Annotated in this window: 25 protein-coding genes; 10 read left to right on the forward strand and 15 right to left on the reverse strand. The window is 71.2% G+C overall.

Annotated features, from left to right (window positions below):
• The first annotated feature begins 8 nt into the window (after window positions 1-8).
• The 3 genes from GEV43_RS09025 (at window position 9) to GEV43_RS09035 (ending at window position 2,770) form a co-directional block, all read left to right on the forward strand.
• Window positions 9-557 carry a MarR family winged helix-turn-helix transcriptional regulator gene (locus GEV43_RS09025; protein ID WP_160820289.1) on the forward strand — a complete coding sequence of 183 codons (549 nt, stop codon included), beginning with the start codon at window positions 9-11 and terminating at the stop codon, window positions 555-557.
• 47 nt (window positions 558-604) lie between these two features.
• Window positions 605-1,243 (forward strand): TetR/AcrR family transcriptional regulator, encoded by a 639-nt coding sequence (locus GEV43_RS09030; protein ID WP_160820290.1) that lies wholly within the window; start codon window positions 605-607, stop codon window positions 1,241-1,243.
• A gap of 78 nt (window positions 1,244-1,321) precedes the next feature.
• Window positions 1,322-2,770 (forward strand): cytosine permease, encoded by a 1,449-nt coding sequence (locus GEV43_RS09035; protein WP_160820291.1) that lies wholly within the window; start codon window positions 1,322-1,324, stop codon window positions 2,768-2,770.
• Window positions 2,771-2,840: 70 nt separating this feature from the next.
• On the opposite strand, the gene GEV43_RS09040 is transcribed toward GEV43_RS09035, so the two are convergent.
• The 11 genes from GEV43_RS09040 to GEV43_RS09090 all read right to left on the reverse strand — a co-directional run bounded on the left by GEV43_RS09040 (window position 2,841) and on the right by GEV43_RS09090 (window position 12,812).
• Complete coding sequence (locus GEV43_RS09040) at window positions 2,841-3,590, reverse strand: FadR/GntR family transcriptional regulator (RefSeq protein WP_160820292.1); 750 nt, start codon at window positions 3,588-3,590, stop codon at window positions 2,841-2,843.
• A 114-nt stretch (window positions 3,591-3,704) separates the two neighbouring features.
• Window positions 3,705-4,049 carry a YciI family protein gene (locus GEV43_RS09045; protein ID WP_160820293.1) on the reverse strand — a complete coding sequence of 115 codons (345 nt, stop codon included), beginning with the start codon at window positions 4,047-4,049 and terminating at the stop codon, window positions 3,705-3,707.
• Window positions 4,049-4,798, reverse strand: a complete 750-nt coding sequence (locus GEV43_RS09050) for an SDR family NAD(P)-dependent oxidoreductase (RefSeq protein WP_160820294.1) — start codon at window positions 4,796-4,798, stop codon at window positions 4,049-4,051. Before GEV43_RS09050 ends, GEV43_RS09045 begins: the two co-directional genes overlap by 1 nt.
• Before the next feature lies 1 nt (window position 4,799).
• Window positions 4,800-5,615 carry a TIM barrel protein gene (locus GEV43_RS09055; RefSeq protein ID WP_160820295.1) on the reverse strand — a complete coding sequence of 272 codons (816 nt, stop codon included), beginning with the start codon at window positions 5,613-5,615 and terminating at the stop codon, window positions 4,800-4,802.
• A 4-nt stretch (window positions 5,616-5,619) separates the two neighbouring features.
• A complete protein-coding gene (locus GEV43_RS09060) occupies window positions 5,620-6,975 on the reverse strand; it encodes a dihydroorotase family protein (RefSeq protein ID WP_160820296.1) in 1,356 nt (451 codons plus the stop codon).
• Window positions 6,965-7,852: a dipicolinate synthase subunit DpsA gene (locus tag GEV43_RS09065; protein ID WP_160820297.1), complete on the reverse strand. Its 888-nt coding sequence runs from the start codon at window positions 7,850-7,852 to the stop codon at window positions 6,965-6,967. The genes GEV43_RS09060 and GEV43_RS09065 overlap by 11 nt, the downstream gene beginning before the upstream one ends.
• A gap of 21 nt (window positions 7,853-7,873) precedes the next feature.
• Window positions 7,874-8,953, reverse strand: a complete 1,080-nt coding sequence (locus GEV43_RS09070; RefSeq protein ID WP_160820298.1) for an NAD/NADP-dependent octopine/nopaline dehydrogenase family protein — start codon at window positions 8,951-8,953, stop codon at window positions 7,874-7,876.
• Entirely contained in the window at window positions 8,950-10,104 is a 1,155-nt protein-coding gene (locus GEV43_RS09075) for a mandelate racemase/muconate lactonizing enzyme family protein (RefSeq protein ID WP_206681103.1), read from the reverse strand. The genes GEV43_RS09070 and GEV43_RS09075 overlap by 4 nt, the downstream gene beginning before the upstream one ends.
• A 15-nt stretch (window positions 10,105-10,119) precedes the next feature.
• The gene (locus GEV43_RS09080) at window positions 10,120-11,112 is read right to left on the reverse strand and encodes an isochorismatase family protein (RefSeq protein WP_160820299.1); all 993 of its coding nucleotides are present in this window, start codon (window positions 11,110-11,112) and stop codon (window positions 10,120-10,122) included.
• Window positions 11,109-11,303, reverse strand: coding sequence for a 2-hydroxymuconate tautomerase (locus tag GEV43_RS09085; protein WP_160820300.1), 195 nt, complete (start codon window positions 11,301-11,303; stop codon window positions 11,109-11,111). The genes GEV43_RS09080 and GEV43_RS09085 overlap by 4 nt, the downstream gene beginning before the upstream one ends.
• Before the next feature lie 21 nt (window positions 11,304-11,324).
• Complete coding sequence (locus GEV43_RS09090) at window positions 11,325-12,812, reverse strand: aldehyde dehydrogenase (RefSeq protein ID WP_160820301.1); 1,488 nt, start codon at window positions 12,810-12,812, stop codon at window positions 11,325-11,327.
• A gap of 176 nt (window positions 12,813-12,988) precedes the next feature.
• Between GEV43_RS09090 and GEV43_RS09095 the strand changes: the two genes are divergently transcribed.
• The 4 genes from GEV43_RS09095 (at window position 12,989) to GEV43_RS09110 (ending at window position 16,651) form a co-directional block, all read left to right on the forward strand.
• Window positions 12,989-14,047: an ABC transporter substrate-binding protein gene (locus GEV43_RS09095; RefSeq protein ID WP_160820302.1), complete on the forward strand. Its 1,059-nt coding sequence runs from the start codon at window positions 12,989-12,991 to the stop codon at window positions 14,045-14,047.
• Window positions 14,048-14,133: 86 nt separating this feature from the next.
• Window positions 14,134-14,913, forward strand: coding sequence for an ABC transporter ATP-binding protein (locus GEV43_RS09100; RefSeq protein ID WP_160820303.1), 780 nt, complete (start codon window positions 14,134-14,136; stop codon window positions 14,911-14,913).
• On the forward strand, window positions 14,910-15,695 hold the full coding sequence (locus GEV43_RS09105) for an ABC transporter permease (protein WP_160820304.1): 786 nt from the start codon (window positions 14,910-14,912) through the stop codon (window positions 15,693-15,695). The genes GEV43_RS09100 and GEV43_RS09105 overlap by 4 nt, the downstream gene beginning before the upstream one ends.
• Window positions 15,695-16,651, forward strand: a complete 957-nt coding sequence (locus GEV43_RS09110) for an ABC transporter substrate-binding protein (RefSeq protein ID WP_160820305.1) — start codon at window positions 15,695-15,697, stop codon at window positions 16,649-16,651. Before GEV43_RS09105 ends, GEV43_RS09110 begins: the two co-directional genes overlap by 1 nt.
• Before the next feature lie 185 nt (window positions 16,652-16,836).
• Here GEV43_RS09110 and tgmC read toward each other — a convergent pair whose 3' ends face one another.
• The 4 genes from tgmC to GEV43_RS09130 all read right to left on the reverse strand — a co-directional run bounded on the left by tgmC (window position 16,837) and on the right by GEV43_RS09130 (window position 19,768).
• Window positions 16,837-18,039 (reverse strand): ATP-grasp peptide maturase system methyltransferase, encoded by a 1,203-nt coding sequence (gene tgmC / locus GEV43_RS09115; protein ID WP_309239540.1) that lies wholly within the window; start codon window positions 18,037-18,039, stop codon window positions 16,837-16,839.
• The gene (gene tgmB, locus GEV43_RS09120; protein WP_160820307.1) at window positions 18,036-18,989 is read right to left on the reverse strand and encodes an ATP-grasp ribosomal peptide maturase; all 954 of its coding nucleotides are present in this window, start codon (window positions 18,987-18,989) and stop codon (window positions 18,036-18,038) included. The genes tgmC and tgmB overlap by 4 nt, the downstream gene beginning before the upstream one ends.
• Window positions 18,989-19,288, reverse strand: coding sequence for a putative ATP-grasp-modified RiPP (tgmA, locus tag GEV43_RS09125; RefSeq protein ID WP_160820308.1), 300 nt, complete (start codon window positions 19,286-19,288; stop codon window positions 18,989-18,991). Before tgmA ends, tgmB begins: the two co-directional genes overlap by 1 nt.
• Before the next feature lie 102 nt (window positions 19,289-19,390).
• Entirely contained in the window at window positions 19,391-19,768 is a 378-nt protein-coding gene (locus tag GEV43_RS09130) for an ATP-binding protein (protein ID WP_160820309.1), read from the reverse strand.
• 189 nt (window positions 19,769-19,957) lie between these two features.
• Here GEV43_RS09130 and GEV43_RS09135 point away from each other — a divergent pair, with 189 nt between their 5' ends.
• From GEV43_RS09135 to GEV43_RS09145, 3 genes are read left to right on the forward strand one after another with little or no spacing between them, the layout of a single operon-like run.
• Window positions 19,958-20,752 carry a helix-turn-helix transcriptional regulator gene (locus GEV43_RS09135; RefSeq protein ID WP_160820310.1) on the forward strand — a complete coding sequence of 265 codons (795 nt, stop codon included), beginning with the start codon at window positions 19,958-19,960 and terminating at the stop codon, window positions 20,750-20,752.
• Window positions 20,743-20,931, forward strand: a complete 189-nt coding sequence (locus GEV43_RS09140) for a DUF397 domain-containing protein (RefSeq protein WP_160820311.1) — start codon at window positions 20,743-20,745, stop codon at window positions 20,929-20,931. Before GEV43_RS09135 ends, GEV43_RS09140 begins: the two co-directional genes overlap by 10 nt.
• A gap of 3 nt (window positions 20,932-20,934) precedes the next feature.
• A complete protein-coding gene (locus tag GEV43_RS09145; RefSeq protein ID WP_160820312.1) occupies window positions 20,935-21,138 on the forward strand; it encodes a DUF397 domain-containing protein in 204 nt (67 codons plus the stop codon).
• Window positions 21,139-21,229: the final 91 nt, after the last annotated feature.

Here is a 21,229-nt window from a genome sequence, read left to right on the forward strand (position 1 = left end):
TATGCGCTGTGGACGGAGCACGCAAACCCGACGCGGTGGACGCGATCCAGGAGGCATGGGCCAGGGAGCGGCCCGGCACCCCGGTCGAGTCGATCGGGATCATCACCCGCGTGTGGCGGGCCGCCAAGCTGCTCGGCGACGAGCGGCGCCGCACCCTCGCCCGGCTCGGCATCGACGCCGCGACCCTCGACCTGCTGTCCACGCTGCGGCGCGACGGCGCGCCGTACTCGATGACGCCGGCGCGGCTGAAGCGGGCGTCCATGATCACCGCGGGCGCGATCACCCAGCGGGTGGCGCGGGCCGAGGCGGCGGGCCTGGTGGCGACCGAGCGGGGCCCGCGCGGGCGCACGTCGGCGGTGGCGCTGACGGAGGCCGGGCACCGGCTCGTCGAGGACAGCGTCAACCGGCTGCTGACGTACGAGAACACGCTGCTGGACCATCTGGACGAGACCCAGCGCGAGGAGCTGACCGAGCTGCTGCGGCACCTGTTGGACGGCCTGGTCGAACGCCTCGGCGCGGACCCGTCGCCGGGCCAGGTGGGCGACTCGGGACCGTGATTTTGTAGCAGACCTAAATTTAGGTCGGGCTGTGGCAGCATGAGGCCATGAGCGAGCGGAACACCGGCCTGCGGGCCATGAAGAAGCGCCAGACCAGGCAGAACATCTCCCACCACGCCACCCGGCTGTTCCTGGAGCGCGGCTTCGACAAGGTGACGATCGCCGACGTCGCCGCGGCGGCCCAGGTCGCCAAGATGACGGTGACCAACTACTTCCCGCGCAAGGAGGACCTCGCGCTCGACCTCCGCGAGGTCTTCGTCGAGCTGCCCGCCGAGCTGGTGCGCGGGCGCGGGCAGGGCGAGTCGGCGCTGGAGGCGCTGCGGCGCGGCTTCCTCGACGCGGTCGAACGGCGCGACGCGGTGCTCGGCTTCTCCGGCCCGCCGTTCGCCCGGATGATCACCGGCAGCCCGGCGCTGGCGGCGCGCCTGCGCGAGTTCCACGAGGACCGCGAGCACGCCCTCGCCGCCGTGCTCGCCGAGGAGACCGGGGCCGCGGCGGACGACCTGGTCCCGCGCCTCGCGGCCGTCCAGCTCGTCGGCGTCTACCGCGTGCTGTTCGACGAGGCGCTGCGCCGGACGATCGACGGGCAGGGCCACGACGAGGTCGCCGCGGCCCTCGAACCGGCCGGCCGCGCCGCGTTCGACCTGCTCGCGCCGGTGCTCGGGGACTACGCCAGGCGCGGGTGACCCTTGTCACGCCACCGCCTCCATATGTAATGTCACCACATGTACATGTATTACATGTGACCAGATATGGACGGGCGTATGACCGAAGAGCCGCGGGTCCAGGAGGATCTGGCGAAGAAGTACCGCCAGCCGAAAGGCGTCGAGCAGTTCGGGGTCGAGGCGATCCCCGACCATCTGAGGACCGTCCGATGGTGGGACATCTTCGCGATGGTGCTGAACTTCGTCGTCAATCCCGGCACCATCGTGATCAGCGGCGCGCTGGTCGCGGCCGGGATGTCGCTGTGGGAGGCGATGCTCACCGGCTTCCTCAGCATCGCGGTCGGGTTCAGCGCGTACCTGGTCGCCGCCACGGTCGGCGTCGACTACGGCATCCCCGGCCTGGTGAGCATGCGCGGCGTGTTCGGCGTGCGGGGCGCGGCGCTGACCTCGGTCCTGCGCGCGGTGTCCAGCGTCTACTGGTTCGCGTTCCAGACGGCGTCGGGGTCGATCGGGATCGCGGCCGTGCTGCGCGCGCTGCTGCACCGCGACATCCCGCTCAACGTGATCGTCGTCTGCTTCGCGATCTTCCAGATCCTGGTGGCGACGGTCGGGTACGACTCGCTGAAGGCGCTGTCCCGGGTCGCGTTCTTCCTCAAGATCGCGTTCTCGGTGGTCATCGTGGTCGTGCTGATGACCTACCCGCAGTCGAGCTACCACCCGGACGCGGTGTTCTCGTTCGCGGGCAGCACGGGCGGCAAGGTCGCGCTGATCGCGCTGTGGACGACCAGCATGGCGGCGGCGTGGTTCTCCAACTTCACCGACGCCGCCGACTTCTGCCGCTACTCCAAGACGCGGGTCGACATGTGGCTCGGCACGTTCATGGCCGCCGTCGTCGGCCAGCTCATCTGCTCGCTGCTCGGCGGGTACGCGGTCGCGGCGGTGCTCGGCAAGAGCGACAACCCGTTCGACGTGATCGTCACCGCCTCGCAGGGCGCGGTCTGGCTGCTGCTGATGATCCTGCTCTACATCGTCCTGGACAACTGGACGATCAACGTCCAGAACCTCTACACGGCGGGCCTCGCGGTCACCAGCCTGTTCTCCCGGATCGGCCGCTTCTGGGGGACGCTCGGCGTCGGCGTGGTCGGCCTCGGGTTCTCGCTGGCCCCTGGCCTGATCAGCGGCTACACCGGCTATATGGACAAGCTGGCCGCGCTGTTCGCGCCGATGGCGGGCGTCTTCATCGCCCACTACGTGGTGCTGCTGCGCACGAAGCTGGACGTCCCGGCGCTGTTCGGGCAGGACGAGTCGCGCTACTGGTACTGGCGGGGCTTCAACTGGGTCGCGCTGTTCTGGGTGGTGGTCGGCTACTTCGTCAACACCAACGTCCCGGCCCGCTACCTGAACATCCTCGTCACGGCGGTCTCGATGGGGGCCCTGTACCTGGTGACGATGGCGATCGCGACGCGCCGTTCGGCCGCCGCCGCGGCCGGCGCCCAGCCGGCGGACGTCCGCCTGGAGGCGCCGGACCCCGAGAAGGTCACGGCCTGAACGGCCCGAACCGCCTGAACGGCCTGACGCGTCGGCTCTCCTTCCCGGCCGGGAAGGAGGGCCGGCGGGTTCAGGAGCGGTCGGCCTGGAACTCGGCGACCCACTCCTGGATGCCGGTCATGTGCTTGTTGACGGCCTTGCGGGCCCCGGCGGGGTCGCGCTTCTGGAGGGCGTGCAGGATGGCCTGGTGCTCGGTGACCGAGCGGGCGAGCTGGCCCTCGCGGGAGAAGGTGACCTCGCGGGACTCGGCGAGCACGTTGTTCAGCTCGGTGAGCAGGCGCGGGAGCAGCTCGCCCTTGGACGCCTCGGCGATCGACAGGTGGAACGCGACGTCGAGCCGGACGGCCTCGGCGAGGTCGGGCCGCTCGGCCTCGGCCTCGGCCTTGAACGCGGCGCAGGCCCGTTCGACCGCGCCGATCCCGTCGCCCTCGGCGCGCTTGGCGACCTCCTCGGCGGCGAGCTCGTCGAGCGCGCCGCGGACCTTGAGCAGTTCGAGCAGCTCGTCGCGGTGCAGCTCCAGGTACTTGGCGAACGGCCCGGCGTACTGGTCGTTCACGCTCTCGCGGACGAACGCGCCGCGGCCGTGCTGGATGACGATGAGGTTCATCGCCTCAAGGCCGGCGAGCGCCTCGCGGACGCTGACCCGGCTCACCCCGAAGTCGCGGCACAGCTCGCGCTCGGAGGGCAGCGGCGAGCCCGCGGGGAAGTCGCCGCGCTGGATCGCGGCCATGATCTGCTCGCGGACCTGGTGGGTGGGACTGACCCTGCGAACGGTCTGGAACCGTGGCGAGCCGGTCGTGGGAGTCTCCCCCGCTGCCATCGCGGCGTCTCCGATTCTGATGTCGGTCGTGGCCCGACCAGCGCTTGCGGCCGGGTGGGCCGTCCGTGCGATACGCGCCGGTAACAACGCGCAACACATCATACATCTTTCCAGTCAGCCGGGTCGGCCGTTTCCGAAGACGGGCAGCAGGGCGTCGATCTCCACCGCCGCGAACACCCCCGCCCGGGTGAACGGGTCGTCCGCGACGAACGCCTCGGCCGCCTCGCGCGACGCGACGGCCAGCACGAACAGCTGCCCGCACCGGGTCGCGCCGTCCTCGGCGACGAGCGGACCCGACAGCGCGATCATGTCAGCCCGCGCGTCCACGTACCGGCGATGCGCGTCCAGCGACGCCTCGCGGAGGGGGCCGGATCCGGCCACGTCGCGGCACCGGACGGCGAAGTGGAGCGCCCCGGTGCGCGGCGCGGCACCGGGGCGGCCCGCGGGCGCGTCCGCCATCAGGCGGTGACGGCGGCGTCGATGGCGATCTCCGCGCCGGTGATGTAGCGGCTGCCGTCCCCGGCCAGGAACAGCACCAGCTCGGCGACCTCCTCGGGCGTCCCGAGGCGGCCGGACGGGATGAAGCCCGCCAGCCGGGCCCGGTTCTCCGCGCCGCCCTCGATCATCGGGGTGTCGATCACGCCGGGGCAGATCGCGTTGACCCGGATGCCGTCGCCGGCGTGCTCGTGCGCGGCGGCCCGCGTCATGCCGCGCACCGCCCACTTGCTCGCCGCGTACGCGAACGGCATCCCGCCGCCCTTCAGCCCTGCCGTGGAGCAGGTGTTGACGATCGACCCGCCGCCCGCCGCGCGCATGGCCGGGACGACGGCGCGCATGCCGAGGTAGACGCCGGTCTGGTTGATCTCCACGACGCGGCGGTACTGCTCGGGCGAGGTGCCGGTCAGCCCCTCGTCGAGCCAGACCCCGGCGTTGTTGACCAGGACGTCGATCCGCCCGTACGCGGCCAGGACGTTCTCGGCGAGCGCGTCCCACGCCGCCTCGTCGGTGACGTCGAGCGGGACGAACCGTCCGGGCCGCGCCAGCTCGGCGGCCACCCGCTCGCCCTCGCTGCCCGGCAGGTCGGCGACCACCACGGCGGCCCCGTGCTCGGCGAGCAGCCGGGCCTCGGCCGCGCCCTGCCCGGCGTACGACCCCGCGCCGGTCACGATCGCGGTCCTGCCCTCCAGCGAGCCTTCCAGCGAGCCCATGTCAGGCCCCCTTCCCGCGCGCCCGGCACCACCGCGCCGGGAAGTGCGCCTCGATCGCCGCGACGGCGGTCTCGGGCCGCCCGTCGCTCGGCACGGTCTCGAACGTGATCGTCCCGTCCCAGCCGAGCCGGTCCAGGACACCGCGCAGATGGACGAAGTCGATCTCCCCCGCGCCCGGCTCGTGCCGGCCGGGGACCTCGGCGACGTCGAAGCGCGCCAGCCACGGCGCCGCCGCCTCCAGGTGCTCGGTCAGCCGGCCGCCGACGAGCTGCTGGTGGAACGCGTCGAACGCGACGCCCACCACGTCCGGGGCGCCCGCCTGCCGGGCGGCCGACACGACCTCGCCCACCTCGTCCCACAGGTAGCCGGGCAGGAAGACGGTGTTGAGGTGCTCCAGGACGAGCGTCACGCCGCTGCCCCGCGCCAGCTCGGCCGCCGCCGCGACGCCCTCGACGCACGCGGCGCGCAGGGCCTCGGCGGGCAGCGGCGGCGCCGGGACGACCCGTCCGCCCGCGATCGCGTTGGAGAACAGGTGGAGCTGCCGCGCGCCGACCCGCACCGCCGTCTCCAGCGAACGGGCCAGCTCGTCCAGCGCGTCCCCGCGCGCCGCCGGGTCGCACAGCGGATGGTCGCGGTTGCCGAAGAAGCCGTTGACGCCCGCGCCGGACTCCCGCCCGGCCGCCGCGACGGCGTCGATGTCGCTGGTCCGCCAGTCCCAGAGGTCGACCAGGTCGAACCCGGCGGCGCCGGCCGCGCGCACGCGCTCGGCGTACGGCCGGTCCCGCCACATCGTCTCGACCGAGACCGAGCGCAGCACCGCGTCAGGCCCGCTCGGACGCGGGCCGGTTGACGCACAGGCCCTTGCCCTGCTGGGCGTCGTCCACCTTGCCGTCGGCGAACACCTCGCGGCCCCGCGAGAACGTCATGACCGGCCAGCCCTTGAGCCGGTGGCCCTCCCACAGGCAGGTGCCCTTGCCGGAGTGCACGACCTCGCGCTCCTCGTCGAGGTCCACCACGACCAGGTCGGCGTCCGCGCCGATCTGGATCGCGCCCTTGTGCGGGTACAGGCCGAAGCGCCGCGCGGGGTTGTAGGAGTTCATCCGCACGAGGCTGCTCAGCGGCAGGCCGCGCTCGTGCACGGCGTGGTGCAGCATCAGCGGCAGCTCCCACGCGAACGACACCACGCCCGGCTTCTCCGACCACAGGTCGCCGCCGTTCTTGCGGAACGGGACGTGGTCGGTGCCGATCGTCCCGATCGACCCGCCGAGCAGCGCCTTCCACAGGCCGTCCTGCTCGTGCTCGTCGCGCAGCGGCGGCGAGATCTTCGCGGTCGCGTCGAGGTCGGCGTCGTACGCGGTGCGGGTCAGGTAGTGCGGGCAGGTCTCCACCGTCACGTCGATCCCGCGCGCCCGCGCCTCGGCGGCGATCTCCGGGCCGCGCCCGACGGAGGTGTGCACGATGTAGAGGGGGCAGCCGGTCAGCTCCGCGAGCTTGATGACGCGGACGATCGCCTCCTCCTCCACGAACGAGGGCCGCGACTCGGTGTAGGCGCCGAGGTCCTGGCGGCCCGTCGCCTTCATCTCCTCCTTGAGCATCGCCGCGAGCTCGGTGTTCTCGCAGTGCACGGAGACGACGCCGTTCGGGAGCTTGGCGGCCTCGCGCATCGCCCCGTACACCCACGCGTCGGTGGACGAGCGGATCCCGATCGGGTTGCCCGGCTCGTACCCCATGTGGCACTTGAACGACTGGACGCCCGTCTCCTCCGCCACCCGCGGGATGTCGGGGATGTGCTCCTCGCGCTGGATGCCCCAGTGGAACCCGAAGTCGATCGCGGCCTGCGCCTCGCCCCGCGCGCGGCGCTCCTTGTAGAAGTCGACGTACCCGCCGTTCGGGTTGCGGGCGAACAGCAGCACGGTCGTGACGCCGCCGCTCGCCGCGGCGGCCGTCTCGGTGCGCATGTCCTCGTCGTAGTCGTAGTCCACGCCGAGGTGGCAGTGCGGGTCCACGACCCCGGGCATGAGCACCCGGCCCTCAAGGTCGATCTCCCGCGTGCCGCCGGGGAGCGCGTCCTTGGTGCCGACCGCGACGATCCGCCCGTCGCGCACGGCGACGCCCCCGTGGAACTCGCCGGTGTGCGTGACGACCCGGCCGCCGTGCAGAACGAGATCAGCCTTCATCCTCAACCTCCGCAATACGTCGCGAGATGCCCGACCATTGGCTCGCGCCCACGGTCACCGGGGCGCGGCGGCCGAGGCCCCGCGCCCAGACCGCCCGGTGCCCGAGCTCCTTGGCCGCGTCCAGATCGATGCCGCCGGGCGGCGCCGCCAGGTCCATGACCAGGCTGTTCGCCGGGAGGGCGGCCAGAACGTCCCGGTCCACGATCCTGGACGGGACGGTCGAGAAGACCATCGACAGGCCCGGCGCCCGTTCGCGCAGCTCCTCCAGCGGATGCGGCGAGCACCCGGCCGAACGGGCGTCCGCCCGCTGCACCGGGTTGCGCGCGAACAGGTGCACCCGCGCGCCGAGCAGCACGAGCGTCCGCGCGAGCAGCCGCCCGATGTTGCCGTGCCCGACGACCGCCACGTCCGAGTCGTGGATCGTCACGTCCGTCTCGGCGATCGCGAGCTGGAGCGCGCCCTCGACGATCGCGGGGCCGCGCAGCAGCATCAGCTCGGTGTCGTGCTCGTACTCGACCAGCGCGATCCCGCGCTCCTCCGCCGCCGCCCTCAGCCGCTCGTCCGGCCAGCCGAGGATGATCGTCGCGCCGGGGCCCATCCCGGTCAGCAGCGCCGCGTCCGGCAGGATCGGCTCGGGCGCCGCGGGCGCGAACAGCGTGCCGTCCGCCGCGATCCCCGGGATCGGGAACAGCGCGTAGTCGGCGCCCTCCAGGGCCTCCGCCGCCGTCGCCGCGAGCGTGACGCCCTCGATCCCGCCGTCCGGCCACGGGAACCCGTACGCCCGGACCGCCGCGCCCGTCGCGGCGGCCAGCCGCGCGATCTCCCGCTCGCGCTCGTCGCCGCCGACGACCGCGATCACTCGATGTGCAAGGTCCATGTTTCCTCTCCGGGTTCCGACTCAGCGGCGCACGACGGCGAGGACGCCCTCGGCGTCCAGCCCGGCGAGCCCGAGCCGCGCCGCGTCCAGCCCGTTCGCCGCGGGGGCCTCGCCGGTCGCGGTGCCGCCGAGCGTGAGCAGCGCGGTCGCGGCCGGCACCGGCACGTCCGCGATCCGCGCGAGCACGGTGAACGGCAGCAGCCCGTACGGCAGGTCCTCGCGGTAGTAGCGGTGCGCGAACGAGTCCGGCGCCATGATCGTCCGATTGGCCTCGCCGCCGCGCACCGCGCCGACCACGTCGCCCCGCTCGGCCGCGACGGGGTCGGCGGTGCCGATGGCGGTCATCTCCGCGAGCAGGCCCGGCAGCGCGTGCCCGTACGCCCGCGCGACCGCCCGCCGCTCCTCGTCGAGCGCCTCCAGCACCCGCGCGACACCGGGCGTCATGCCGTCCACGTAGAACGTGAAGTCGCCGCCGGTCGCCTCCACCCAGGCCGCGCCGAGGACCGCGCCGGGCGGGTGCAGCACCAGGTTCACGTTCGACAGGCTCGACGCCAGCACGTCGGGCACCTCGGCCGCGCACCGGAACAGCCGGATCCCGTGCTCCAGCGCCTCGTCGCCGCCCGGCAGGCACGCGGCCCGCACCGTCCCGGCGCGGCCCGTCGTCACCACGGTCCCCGCCTTGACCCGCGCGACGTACGTCAGCGTCGAGAACTCCGCGAGCGGCGGCAGCGGGACGCCCCGTTCGGCGAAGACGGCCCGCGCGTGCAGCGCGCCGCCGGTGTGCCCGGGGTTGAGCACGATCGGCAGGGCCGCCTTCAGCTCCGCCAGGTCCGCGAACAGCGCGCCGTGCGCCACGCTCGGCAGGCACACCACCGCGGCCTCGGCGCCCTGGAGCGCCTCGGCGAGGTCGGTGGTCATCACCTGCGGCGCGGCCTCGCCCGTCCCCAGCACCCCGTCGTGGCGGACGGACCGCCGCTCGGCGTGCGGGGCCAGGGTCATCGGGTTGCGGTTCCACAGCCGCACGTCGTGCCCGGCCCGGGTCAGCTCCACGACGGCCGACAGCCCGCCCGCCCCCGCCCCGAGAACGGCGACCGTGCTCATACGCGGTACTTCTCGATCTTCGTCCGGTCGATCTCGATGCCGAGGCCGGGGCCCTCGGGGGTCATGACCTTGCCGTCCACGAAGCGGAACGGCTCGGTGATCAGGTCGTCGAGGTAGTAGATCCCCGCGATGGACGGGCCGTCCGCCTCGGCGGGCTTGGACACCGGGCAGACGCTCGGCAGGGTCGCGATGCGCAGCGCGGAGCCGAGCTGGAGGTTCGCGGCGTTGCCGATGCCGGTCTCGATGGAGCCGCCGATGTCGCAGTACATGCCGAGGTCCTCGGCGATCTCGGCCTGGCGGCGGGCGCGGTACAGGCCGCCGGGCTTGGTGACGTAGCAGGAGAAGCAGGCCGCGGCGTCCAGCTCGTCCAGCTCCAGGATGTCGTGGACGGTCCACGCGGACTCGTCGGCCATCACCGGGCTGGTGATCCTGGACGCGACGCGGGCGAGGTCGCGGGCGCCGGCGAGGGGCTGCTCGCACAGCAGGATGTCGTACTCCTCCTGCCGTAGCGTGACGTCCACGGCCTGGTGGACGGAGGCGTAGCCCTCGTTGCCGTCCACCCGGATCTTGACGTCGTCGCCGAGGCGGCGGCGCAGCTCGCGGACCAGCGTGACGTCCCGTTCGGGGTCGAGGCCGGTCTTGCACTTGATCGTGCGCGCGCCCTCGGCGACCGCCTCCTCCGCCTCGGCGTAGCAGCGCTCCAGGTCCATGATCCCGAGGGAGTGCGCGACCTCGATGCCGTCGCGGTGCCGCCCGCCGAGCAGGGTGGACACGGGCACGCCGAGCGCCTTGCCCGCCGCGTCGTGGCAGGCGACGTCGATCGCGGCCTTCGCGTACGGGTGGCCCTTGACGGCCTTGTCCATGCGGGCGTGGACCACGCCGATGTCGGCCGGGTCGAGGCCGGTCACGGCGTGCCGGAGGTGGTCGAGCACGATGTGCTGGACGGTCTCGGGCGTCTCGCCGTAGTAGCGCATGTGCGCGCCGCCCCACGTGCCGCCGGCGGGGGCCTCGCCCCAGCCGGTCACGCCCTCGTCGGTGCTCAGCTCGACGATCGCGTGGTGCCCGATGGGCGTGTTCATCTTGGAGGCCCAGTTGTGGTCGCGGCGCGCGGGCAGCCGGACCAGGTGGACCGCAATGTCGGTGATCTTCATGGCAACCCCCGGGGGTCAGGGCTTGGACAGGTCGACGAGCTCGATCTCGTGGCCGTCGGGGTCGGCGACGTACACGGTGTGGCCGTACGGGCCGGGCCCGGGGCCGCGCACGATCCGGTGCCCCGCGGCGCGGGCGCGCTCGGCGAGCCCGTCGATGTCGCGCGCGGTGAAGCACAGGTGCTGCAACGTTCCACCCTGGCCGGTGCCGCCCTCGGTGAGGCCGAGCCCCTGGTGGGTGACCACGAGCCGCCGCCCGTCGCGGAAGTCCTCGCGCTTGCGCACCGAGAACCCGAGGACGTCGGTGTAGAACGCCACGGACCGGTCGAGGTCGACGGTCTCCATGAGCAGGTGGTGCACGTTCAGCGCCTGCGGGCGGCTGCCGCGCTCCAGCCAGGACAGCACGTCGTCGCTGGTGGCGAGCTTGCCGAGGTAGTGCGCCCAGACGGCCTCGGCGGTGGCCGTCCAGTCGGGCCGCACGGCGGCGATCCCGTCGGTGACGGCCACGACGTCGTAGTCCCGCAGGTACGCCTCGCGCAGGGTGGTCTCCACGCACGCGTTGGCGGTGACGCCCGCGACGAACAGCCCCCGCACGCCCAGCATGTCGAGCAGCGACTGCAACCGCGTCTCGTAGAACGCGCCGAAGCGGTGCTTGGTGACGACGTACGTCGGGTCGTCGGCGAGCGGCGCGAGCTCGTCCACGAGCGCGGCGTCCCACGTGCCGGACACGGCCGAGACGCGCTTGCGCTTGCTGGTGTGCGACGGCAGCACCTTGCGGGCGCGCGAGGCGTCCCGTTCCAGGTGGACCTGCTTGGTCCAGATGACCGGCAGGCCGGCGGCGCGGAACGCCTCGGCGAGGCGGCGGACGGGCTCGATCGTCGCCTGCGCGGGCTTGACGTCCACGCCCGAGACCCCGAGCGTCCCCTCGTCGTGGCAGAACGCGTTCTGCATGTCGATGAGGATCAGCGCGGTCTTCTCGGGAACGAGAAGATCCAGGTCAGAATCGCTCACGTGTCTTTCCTGTCCACTCCGAGGACGCCGCCGCGCGCCCAGTTCTCCTTCGGGTACTCCTGGATGACCACGTGCAGCCCGTCCGGGCGTGCGTCGGCGTGCTCGACCATCGCGTCGGTGATGGCCTTGGTGAGCGCGCGCTTCTGGTCGACGGTGCGCCCTTCCCACAGGTGCACGGTGACGAACGGCATCGTCGTTCTCCTTCTGGAAGGTCAGCCCCAGAGCTTGGGCGCGTGGTCGAAGTTCAGGTGCTTGGTCTCGGTGAACTCCAGGATTCCCTCGACGCCCTGCTGGCGGCCGAGGCCGGACTTCTTGAAGCCGCCGACCTCCGCCTCGCCGTAGAAGTGGTGGTAGGTGTTGATCCACACGCTGCCGGCGCTGACCGCGCGGCCGACGCGCCAGGCGCGGTCGAGGTCGGTGGTCCAGATCCCGGCGGCGAGGCCGAACTCGGTGTCCTCGGCCAGCTCGACGGCCTCCTCCTCGGAGGAGAACGACTGGATCGTCAGCACCGGCCCGAAGATCTCCTCCTGGACGACGCGTGAGTCGCGGGCGAGCCCGCCGACCAGCGTCGGCGCGACGAACGCGCCGGAGGCGAGGTCGCCGCCCGGCAGCTCGGCGGCGGCGATGATCTCGCCTTCCTTGCGGCCGAGCTCGATGTACTCGTTGATCTCGCGCTGCTGGCCGTGCGAGACGACCGGCCCGATCCCGGTGGACGGGTCGAGGGGGTCGCCGAGGCGGAGCGCGCGGGTGCGCTCGGCGAGGCGGGAGACGAACTCGTCCCGCACGGACTCCTCGACGAGCAGCCGGCTGCCCGCGGTGCAGATCTGGCCGGTGGTGGTGAACACGGCGTTGAGCGCGCCTTCGAGGGCCTTGTCCATGCGGGCGTCGGCGAAGACGATGTTGGGCGACTTGCCGCCGAGCTCCAGGGAGACCTTGCGCAGGTCGTCGGCGGCGCGCTTCATCACGCCGATGCCGGTGCCGGTCGCGCCGGTGAACGCGATCATCTCGACGCCGGGGTGGCCGACCAGGGCGTCCCCGGTGACGCCGCCGGAGCCGACGACGCAGCCGAGCACGCCGTCCGGCAGGTCGGGGTCGGCGGCGAGCGGGGCGAGCGCCTCGACGGTGATCGCGGCGGTGAGGCTGGCGGGCTTGACCACGCAGGCGTTGCCGGCCGCGAGGGCGGGCGCGAGCGCGCGGGCGAGCAGGACCAGCGGCCAGTTCCACGGGGTGATGATCCCGACGACGCCGATCGGCTCGCGGAGCACGACGCCGTGGGCGTTGTCGCCGAGCGCGATCGAACGGCCGTAGAGCGTGCGGGCCATCCCGGCGTAGAACTCGACCATCTCGGCGGCGCCGAGGACCTCGCCCCGGGCCTCGCCGATGGTCTTGCCCTGCTCGCGGGTGAGCAGCTCGCCGAGCCGGTCGGCGTTGGCGCGCAGCGCCTCGGCGTAGCGGAACAGCACGCGGGCGCGGACGGCGCCGTCGTTGCGCCAGCGGGCGGTGCGGAACGCGCGGTGCGCGCGGTCCACGGCCTCGTCGACGTCGGCGCGGGTGGAGGAGGTGAGGGTGGCGACGGCGGCCCCGGTCGTCGGGTCGGACGAGGTGACCTCGTCGCCGCTCGCGACGTAGAACGCCTGCCCGGCGGAGGGGAGGCGGAGCGCGGTCCAGGGGGGCCTGTGACCCTCGAATGGTTCGGACAAGTCGGCGACCCCTTTCGTTCTTACGGGGATGAAGTGGGTCGTAACGGCTTTGTTAACGATGCCTTGAGGTCCGGGCGAAGTCTTGACACCGTGACCTAGAACACTGAGCATATCACATGTCAGGCCAGTTGCAACGGTGAGGACAGACGTCCCACAACCCTTGCGGAGGGATGAGCATGGCCTTCCCGAACCTTCGTGAGCACGCCTTTCATCGGACCATCCCTTCCCGCCGGCCCGGTCACCGGCCCTCCTTCACCGCCCGCAGGTCCACCCTCACCGCCGCGACCGCCGCCCTGGCCGTCGCCGTCCCCCTCGCCGCCGGCTGCGCGCGCGCCGCGCCGACGAGCGGCCCGATCTCGATCCTCGCCAACTGGTTCCCGCAGGCGGAGCTGGGCGGCTACTGGCAGGCCGCCGCGAACGCCGACGCCGACGGAGGCGGCGAAGGCAAGGGCGAGCAACCGCTGAACGTGCTGCCCGGCGGCCCCGGCATCCAGACGATCCCGCAGGTCGCGGCGGGAAAGGCGACGTTCGGCGTGGCGACCGGCGCCGACGACCTGCTCGTGGCGCGCGAGCAGGGACTGCCGATCGTCGCGGTGTTCGCCCCGTTCCGCGCGAACATCACGTGCCTCGCCGCGCACGCGGGCGCCGGCGTGCGGACGTTCGCCGACCTGTCCGGTCGCCGGGTCGCCAAGATCCAGAGCCGGCCGTGGTGGGAGTACCTGAAGCGGCACTACCGGCTGACCGGCGTCCAGGAGATCAACTACACGGGCTCGCTGGCGGTGTTCAAGCAGGACGCCTCGCTCGTGCAGCAGTGCTACGTGACCAACGAGCCGTACTACCTGCGGCGCGACAAGGTCCCCGTGACCACCCTGTCGGTCTCCGACCAGGGCGGCTACCAGGCGTACAGCAACGTGCTGTTCACGACCGAGGCCGTCCTGAAGAAGGACCCGGACATGGTCCGCTCCGTCGTGCGGCGGGTGGCCGCGGGGTGGCGCGCCTTCCAGAACGACCCCGGCGTCGGCAAGCGGGCGATCCTCGCGGCCAACAAGGACGCCGACCCGGGTGTCATCGACTTCGCCGTCGAGGCGATGCGCTCCGGCCGCTGGGTGACCTCCGGCGCCATGGACGACGCGCGATGGCGGACGATCCGCGACCAGGTCGCCGAGGCCGGTCTCGTCCCCAGGGACGCCGACTACAAGGGGGCGTTCACGACCAGGTTCCTGCCTTCGTCGTAACTCGACTCATCTGACGTCCTACCAGTTACCCACAGCACCTTTCCCCTGATATCCGTTCCCCCGCACAGAAAGGCGGTGTACGGCTCATGGCGCACCAGGACGCCGCGTCCCCTCCGGCGGCCGTGTCCGCAGCCGCTCCCATCCGCATCAGCGGCGTGGCGAAGACGTTCCCCAACGGCACCGAGGCCCTCACCCCCGTCGACCTGCGGATCGGCGAGGGCGAGTTCGTGACCCTGCTCGGCCCCTCGGGCTGCGGCAAGTCGACCCTCCTGCGCATCATCGCCGGGCTCACCGAGCCGAGCGCGGGCACCGTCGAGATCGCCGACGAGCAGAGCCGCGCGTTCGTGTTCCAGGACCCCACCCTCCTGCCCTGGCGGACGGTGGACCGCAACGCCCAGCTCCTCCTCGAACTGGAGGGGGTCGCCAAGCCGGAGCGCCGCGAGCGCGCCGCGGCGGCCCTCGACAAGGTCGGGCTCAAGGGCTTCGAGAAGTCGTACCCGCGCAACCTGTCGGGCGGGATGCGGATGCGGCTGTCCCTCGCCCGCGCGCTCGCGCTGCGGCCGAAGTTCTTCCTGATGGACGAGCCGTTCTCGGCGCTGGACGAGATCACCCGCGAGACGCTCCAGGACGAGCTGCTGCGGATCTGGGCCGAGGAGGGCTTCACCTCGGTCTTCGTCACCCACAACCTGTACGAGGCGGTCTACCTGTCGCACCGCGTCGTCGTCATGTCGCCCCGTCCCGGACGGGTCGAGCGGATCTTCGACATCCCGTTCGCCTACCCGCGCTCCCCCGACCTGCGCGCCACGCCGGAGTTCACCGCGCTCGGCGCCGAGATCGCCGGCTGCCTGAGGGAGATCGCCCAATGAGGATCGTCCGCAACGTCGTCCCGCCCCTCGCGGTGTTCGTGCTGGTCGTCGGCGCGTGGTGGCTGATGGCCGCGACCGTGTACGGCTCGTCCAACTACCTGCTGCCGCGGCCGAACGCCGTGCTGTCGGCGGCGTTCGACAACGCCGGGACGCTCTGGTCGGGCCTGCGCATCACGTTCGTCGAGGCCGCGTCCGGCTTCGTCCTGGCGATCGCGGTCGGGATGCTGGGCGCGATCGTGATGAGCCTGGCCAAGCCGCTGGAGCGCAGCTTCTACCCGTACGCCGTGCTGCTCCAGACGGTGCCGATCGTGGCGGTCGCCCCGGTCATCGTGCTCTGGTTCGGCTACAACCAGACCTCCGTCATCGTGATCGCGTTCATGATCTCGGTGTTCCCGATCCTCAACAACACGCTGCTCGGCCTGCTGTCGGCCGACCGCAACCACCTGGACCTGTTCCGGATGCACAAGGCGTCGCGGGCCACGCAGTTCCGCAAGCTGCGGCTGCCGGGCGCGCTGCCGAACGTCTTCGCCGGCCTGCGCGTGTCCGCCGGGCTCGCGGTGATCGGCGCGATCGTCGGCGAGTTCATCATCGGCTCCGGCGGTCAGGAGGGCGGCCTCGGCGTCAAGGTCATCTTCGCGCAGTCCCGCCTCGCGACGGCGCTGCTGTTCGCCGAGGTCCTCGCCGCGACGCTGCTCGGCTTCGCGTTCTTCCTCGTCGTCTCCGTCCTCGGCAACCGGCTGCTGCGCTCCTGGCACGAATCGGCGATGCGGAGCGACAGCTGATGAAGGGCACCACCATGAAGCGCACAGGCATCGCCGCCGTCCTCCTCCTCGCGGCGACCGGCTGCGCCGGCCAGGCCGCGGGCGCGGGCGCGAAGAGCCCGACCATCCTCACCAACTGGTTCGCCCAGGCCGAGCAGGGCGGCTACTGGCAGGCCGGGGCGAGGCAGTACGCCAAGGGCATCACGCTCAACGTCAAGCAGGGCGGCCCCGGCATCCAGACGATCCCGCAGGTCACCGCCGGAAAGGCCACCTTCGGCGTCGGCAACGCCGACGAACTGCTCGTCGCCCGCAAGAACGGCCTGCCGATCGTCGCCGTCGCGGCGGGCCTGGACACCAACCTCCAGTGCATGCTGTTCCACCGGTCCTCGGGCATCAAGACGTTCAAGGACCTGAACGGCCACATGGTCGCCCGCGTCCCGAGCCCGTACTGGGACTACCTGAAGAAGCACTACGGCCTCTCCTCGGTCAAGGAGATCAACAACACCGGCTCGCTGGCCGACTTCAAGCGCCAGCCCGGCTTCGTCCAGCAGTGCTTCGAGTCGTCCGAGCCGTACACCGCGGGCAAGGAGGGCATCAAGGACTTCGGGACGCTCAGCGTCGCCAAGGACGGCGGCTACAACCCGTACGGCAACCTGCTCTTCACGACCGAGCAGGTCGTCAAGCAGAACCCCGACATGGTCCGCAAGGTCGTCGCGGCCGTCGTGCGCGGCTGGAAGGACTTCGCCGCCGACCCGTCCACCGCGAAGGCGTTCATCCTGAAGACCAACCCCGACGTCGATCCCGGCGCATACGACTTCGGCGCGAGGACCATAGCCAAGGGCGGCTACCTGGGCCCGAACCCCGGCTCCATGACCGACGCCCGCTGGAAGACCCTCGCCGCCCAGCTCACCGCGATCGGCGAACTCAAGCCCGGCTTCGACTACAAGAAAGCCTTCACCACCAAGTACCTCCCATGACCGTCCTCGTCGAGGCCGACCCCGGCTCGACCGCGGTAGCGGCCCGGCGGCCGCCCTCAGGCCGCCGGACAGCGATGGCCGTGGGGTGGCCGCACGGAACCGCCTACGGGCGAGGCTGATCCCCTACCGGATACTGAACGCCCCCGGTTTCTCGCGCGAACGGAGACCGGGGGCGTTCCAGCGTCCTAGACGGTCAGATCCCACGAGAGCGAACCGTCACCGGCGTCGAGCCAGACCGTCTGAGCGTGGCCGTCGGTGCGAATCCGGAAGCGCTCTTGCGGGGGGCTGCCCGCCTCACGCCATCGGACGACCGCCGCCTCAAGCTTGTCCCAGAGGCGGACCGGCCCGCTCTGGCGGACGGCCCATCCGCCGTCCGGCTCTGGCGTGAGGGAGGCGGCGGACTCGGTCGCGGTGTCGAGGTAGTAGGTGGTCCACGGTCCGCCGTCGATGCGGATCACCTGTTCCTGGGTGGTGGGCAAGGCGAGTTGCGCGACGAACACGCCGGTCCAGTCCTTGCGGATGCCGGGCCCGACGACCGCCGGTCGAGGTCCGACCTCGGCGAGCGCACCGAACACCGCGTTCCACTGGTCGTCCCCGATTGTCGGCGGCGCCTGCGAACGAGCGATCATGAACGAGATCGTCCCGGGCAGGAACCGTCCCTCGGCGACCCCGTCATCGCCCATCTCCAACACCGCGAGCCCGTACCCGCGAAGCCATCCGGTCACCGTGACCAGGATGCGTCCCCCAGCGCGGACCTGGTCGAGCCATGGGCGGGGGACGCGCCGCACAGCGCACGTCGCGATCACACGGTCGTACGGAGCACGCTCGGGAACGCCGTCGAGCCCGTCACCGACCACCAGACCCGGGGCGAAACCCGCGCGCCGCAACGCTGCGGCGGCGCCCGCCGCGACGGCGGGATCGACCTCGATCGAAGTGACCCGGTCATCACCGAGCCGGTCGCACATCAACGCCGACGAATACCCCGAGCCGGTGCCGACCTCCAGAACGCTCATGCCATCGGCGACATCAAGGTCTTCCAGCATCCGCACGACCAGGCCGGGAAGCGTCGATGACGACGTCGGGTCGCCGCCGACCGGCTCCGTCACATCATGTGGGGTGATGTGGCGGTCGAGCTGGGTCACCAGGGTCTCGTCCCGGTAAGCGAGGTCGAGCCACTGTTCCGGATCGCGGCCGCTGCTGATCGGCGCCCACAGAGTGCCCCGGTCAGAGGTCTCGGTCCGCCGGAAGAACTCGGGCACGAACAGGTGCCGCGGCACGCGTTCGACCGAGCGCCGCCATTGCGGCGAGTGCAGATCGCCGGACCGTTCGAGCGCGTCGGCCAGCGCACGCCGCAGCGAGGCGGCTCGTGCGTCGTTGCCGTCGGTCACGCGCGCCCCCGTTCGAGGAGATCGACAAGCGCGGCGGTCATGGGCAGGTGGGTCTCGTCCTCCAGCCACGCCCATTGCCCGTTGGGGTTGCACTCCAGAAACACCGCGGTGCCGTCGGGTCGTAACGCGAAGTCGAAGCATCCGAAGACCAGGTCGAACCGTCTGAGGTAGGCGGCGATCAGGTCGGCCAGGCCGGGCGGCGTGTCGGTGGCAGTGTAGGTGAGCACTTCGTAGTCGTACCTCCAGTCCAGCAGGTCACCGGAGTCGATGCGCACGCAGAACACTCGGTCGCCGACCGCCGTCACCCGGAGGTGGCCGACGGCCGGCACTCGTGTCTGGAACAGGTGCGCTGTCGTGGCGATCGACTCGTCGAGCTCCGCTGGGTCCACCTCGGCCACCCACACGGTTTGCGCCCGTCCGTCGCGACGGTAGGGGCACGCGCGCAGGGGCTTGTAGATGATCGGCCCGTGCTCGGCGGCGAACATCCGAGCACGGTCGGGCTCGTTGGTGACGAGCGTCTTCGGGACGACGAACCCCAACCCGGCCGCGACGGCGAGTTGCGCGGGTTTGAACTCGGCGTCGGCCATGGCGTGCGGATGGTTGACGTACAGACACCCGGGAAGCGACGCCAGCACGCCGCCGAGCCCGAAGCGGGCTTGCAACGTGGCGAAACGGGATTCCTGGCCGTCGAGGCCGGGAAAGGTGAAGCCGCGCGGACGCCGGTAGTACAGCGACCGTACGGCGCTGAGGTCGACATGGTGTGTCGCGGTCGTCAGGCTGCCGCGCAGCCCGTCGCCGTCGAATGTCGCCGAGAAGGCGAGGGAGTGCGGAAACTCAGAGGGGTCGAACCGCACGACGGGCACGCCGCGCCGGTTGAGTCCGGCGACGACGATGTCAGCCGTCACATCTTCCGGTTGCGTGACCACCAGCACGGGAGGTGATTCGGTCATCAATCCTGATCACTGTCCTGTGAGTGGTCGGTGTCCTCTCCGGCGTCCTTCCCGTCTCCCCTGTTGGTGCTGGTGGGCTTCTCGGTGCCGGTGTTGGATCGCTTGTGCTTGGCATCGATCAGCTCACCGTCGCCAGCGGCCCCCACCTGTGAGATGGGGTCGATCCGTGTCGCGACGGGGCCGACGACGCCCGTGTTCTTGTAGGGCGCCATGCGGCGCAGGCCCCACGGTCGCACCACATTGGGACATGGCGTCTCAGGAGCAGGGGACATGGGGATGCGGTCGGCGTTCTTGAACATCGCTGCCTCTCCTCTGTACGTAGCGTGCCCATCACCTGTTGTCATCTGAGCCCGAGAGCGAAGCTCCAACAAGGGGGCATCTCCGGGGCGGAGGGCCTCTCCTCACTCGCTGGTTTCCGCGCGGAGGCGGGCCCATACGACCTTGCCGCCTTCGGCGAGGGGGCGGGTGCCCCACGCGGCCACGAGCTGCGACATGAGCAGCAGGCCGCGGCCGTTCTCCCGCTCGAAGTCCTCGGCCCCGATGACCGGCATCTCGTCGGAACGGTCCCAGACCTCGATGACCGGCGCGGCGGCCCCGGTCAGGATGCGCACGACGGCCATTTCGGTGGCGGTGTGCCGGTGGACGTTGGTGACCAGCTCGTCGATCACGAGCCGGGCGATGTGGTCATCCCCGAGGCCGCGTTCCCGGAAGACCCCGGCGGCGAACGCCCGCGCCGCCGCGGGAGCGCGCTCGCTGGATTCGATCACGAAAGTGCTCACGCCCGCCGTTTCCGCTGTATCGATCATGTCGCGCACGCCTCTGGATCGTCCGAGACAGCTTGATCCCGGAATGGATTTTGCGGTACGCCCACCATCAACACACAAAGGAACATAGGTTTATGGGCAAGCGAGAAAGCTCCAACAATTCGCTCACTTTTACTGGCAGCCGACAAATACGGAGGTTCCCCCATGGCCGCCGACAAGAGGGTCGCCCCCGCCCTGCTCAGCTTCGGCGCCGAACTGCGGCGCCTGCGCATGGAAGCGGGCCTCAACCAGCACGAACTCGGCGAGCTGACCGCGGTGTCGCGCAGCTACATCGGCCAGGTTGAGGGCGGCCACACCCGCTGCCGCCGCGACTTCACCGTGCGCCTCGACAAGGCCCTGCACTCCGGGACCACGCTCCAGGAGGCGTGGGACGAGCTGCTCGACGCGATCAAGACGGCCAAGTACCCCCGGTACTTCATCCACTTTCCCAAGGTCGAGGCCACGGCGATCATGCTGCGCGCCTACGAGGAGCGGATCGTCTACGGGCTGTTCCAGACCGAGGCGTACGCGCGGGCGATGCTGGCCGAGGAGGACGACGTCAAGGCGCGGCTGGAACGGCAGAAGATCCTGCACCGCGAGCGGCCGCCCATGGTCACGGTCGTCATGGACGAGACCGTCCTCTACCGCGAGGTCGGCGGCCCCGAGGTGATGAGGGAGCAGCTCGAATACCTCCTGGAACTCTCCACCCGGGAAAAGATCATCATCCAGATCCTTCCCATCATCTACATCCCAGACCTCTGGGGCACGTTCAACATCGCGACCCAACCCGATCAGCAACAAGTGGCCTACATCGCCAAGGCGTACGGAGGCGAGACGACGGCGGAGGACAACAACGTCGCCCTCGTAAGCGACACTTTCGTTACACTCCAGTCAGAAGCGCTCAATGTGAGAGATAGTCGGGCCCTCATCCGAAAGGTGATTGACGAGAGATGGACCTGAGCACGATGGTGTGGCGCAAAGCATCACGCAGCAACAACTCAGGCGACGCCTGCGTCGAGTTGGCGTCCGTGCCCGACACGGTCGCCATCCGCGACAGCAAGGACCCCAACGGGCCCGCCATCCTCCTCCCCCGCAACGACTTCGGACGACTCGTCCACACCATCAAACGGGACATCTGAGCCATGGCGGCTCCGGAGGCTTCGGTGTGGCGCAAGGCATCACGCAGCAACAATTCGGGCGACAACTGCGTCGAGTTGGCGTCCATGCCCGCCGCTGTGGCCGTTCGGGACAGTAAGAATCCTGACGGGCCCCGGGTTCTCTTGCGGCGGGACGGCTTCGGACGGCTCGTTCGGGTCATCAAGGACGCCCGGGTCGGCGGGGCGTAGGCCGAGGCGTTCACAGCGATGAGCGGCCGCCCTGCCGGGGTCCGGTGGGGCGGCGCTCGGATCGGCCGGATGCGGACTCGCGCGGGTGCTG

Origin of the sequence: Actinomadura sp. J1-007 (assembly GCF_009793335.1) — a bacterium.
GTDB classification, from domain to species: domain Bacteria; phylum Actinomycetota; class Actinomycetes; order Streptosporangiales; family Streptosporangiaceae; genus Spirillospora; species Spirillospora yumaensis.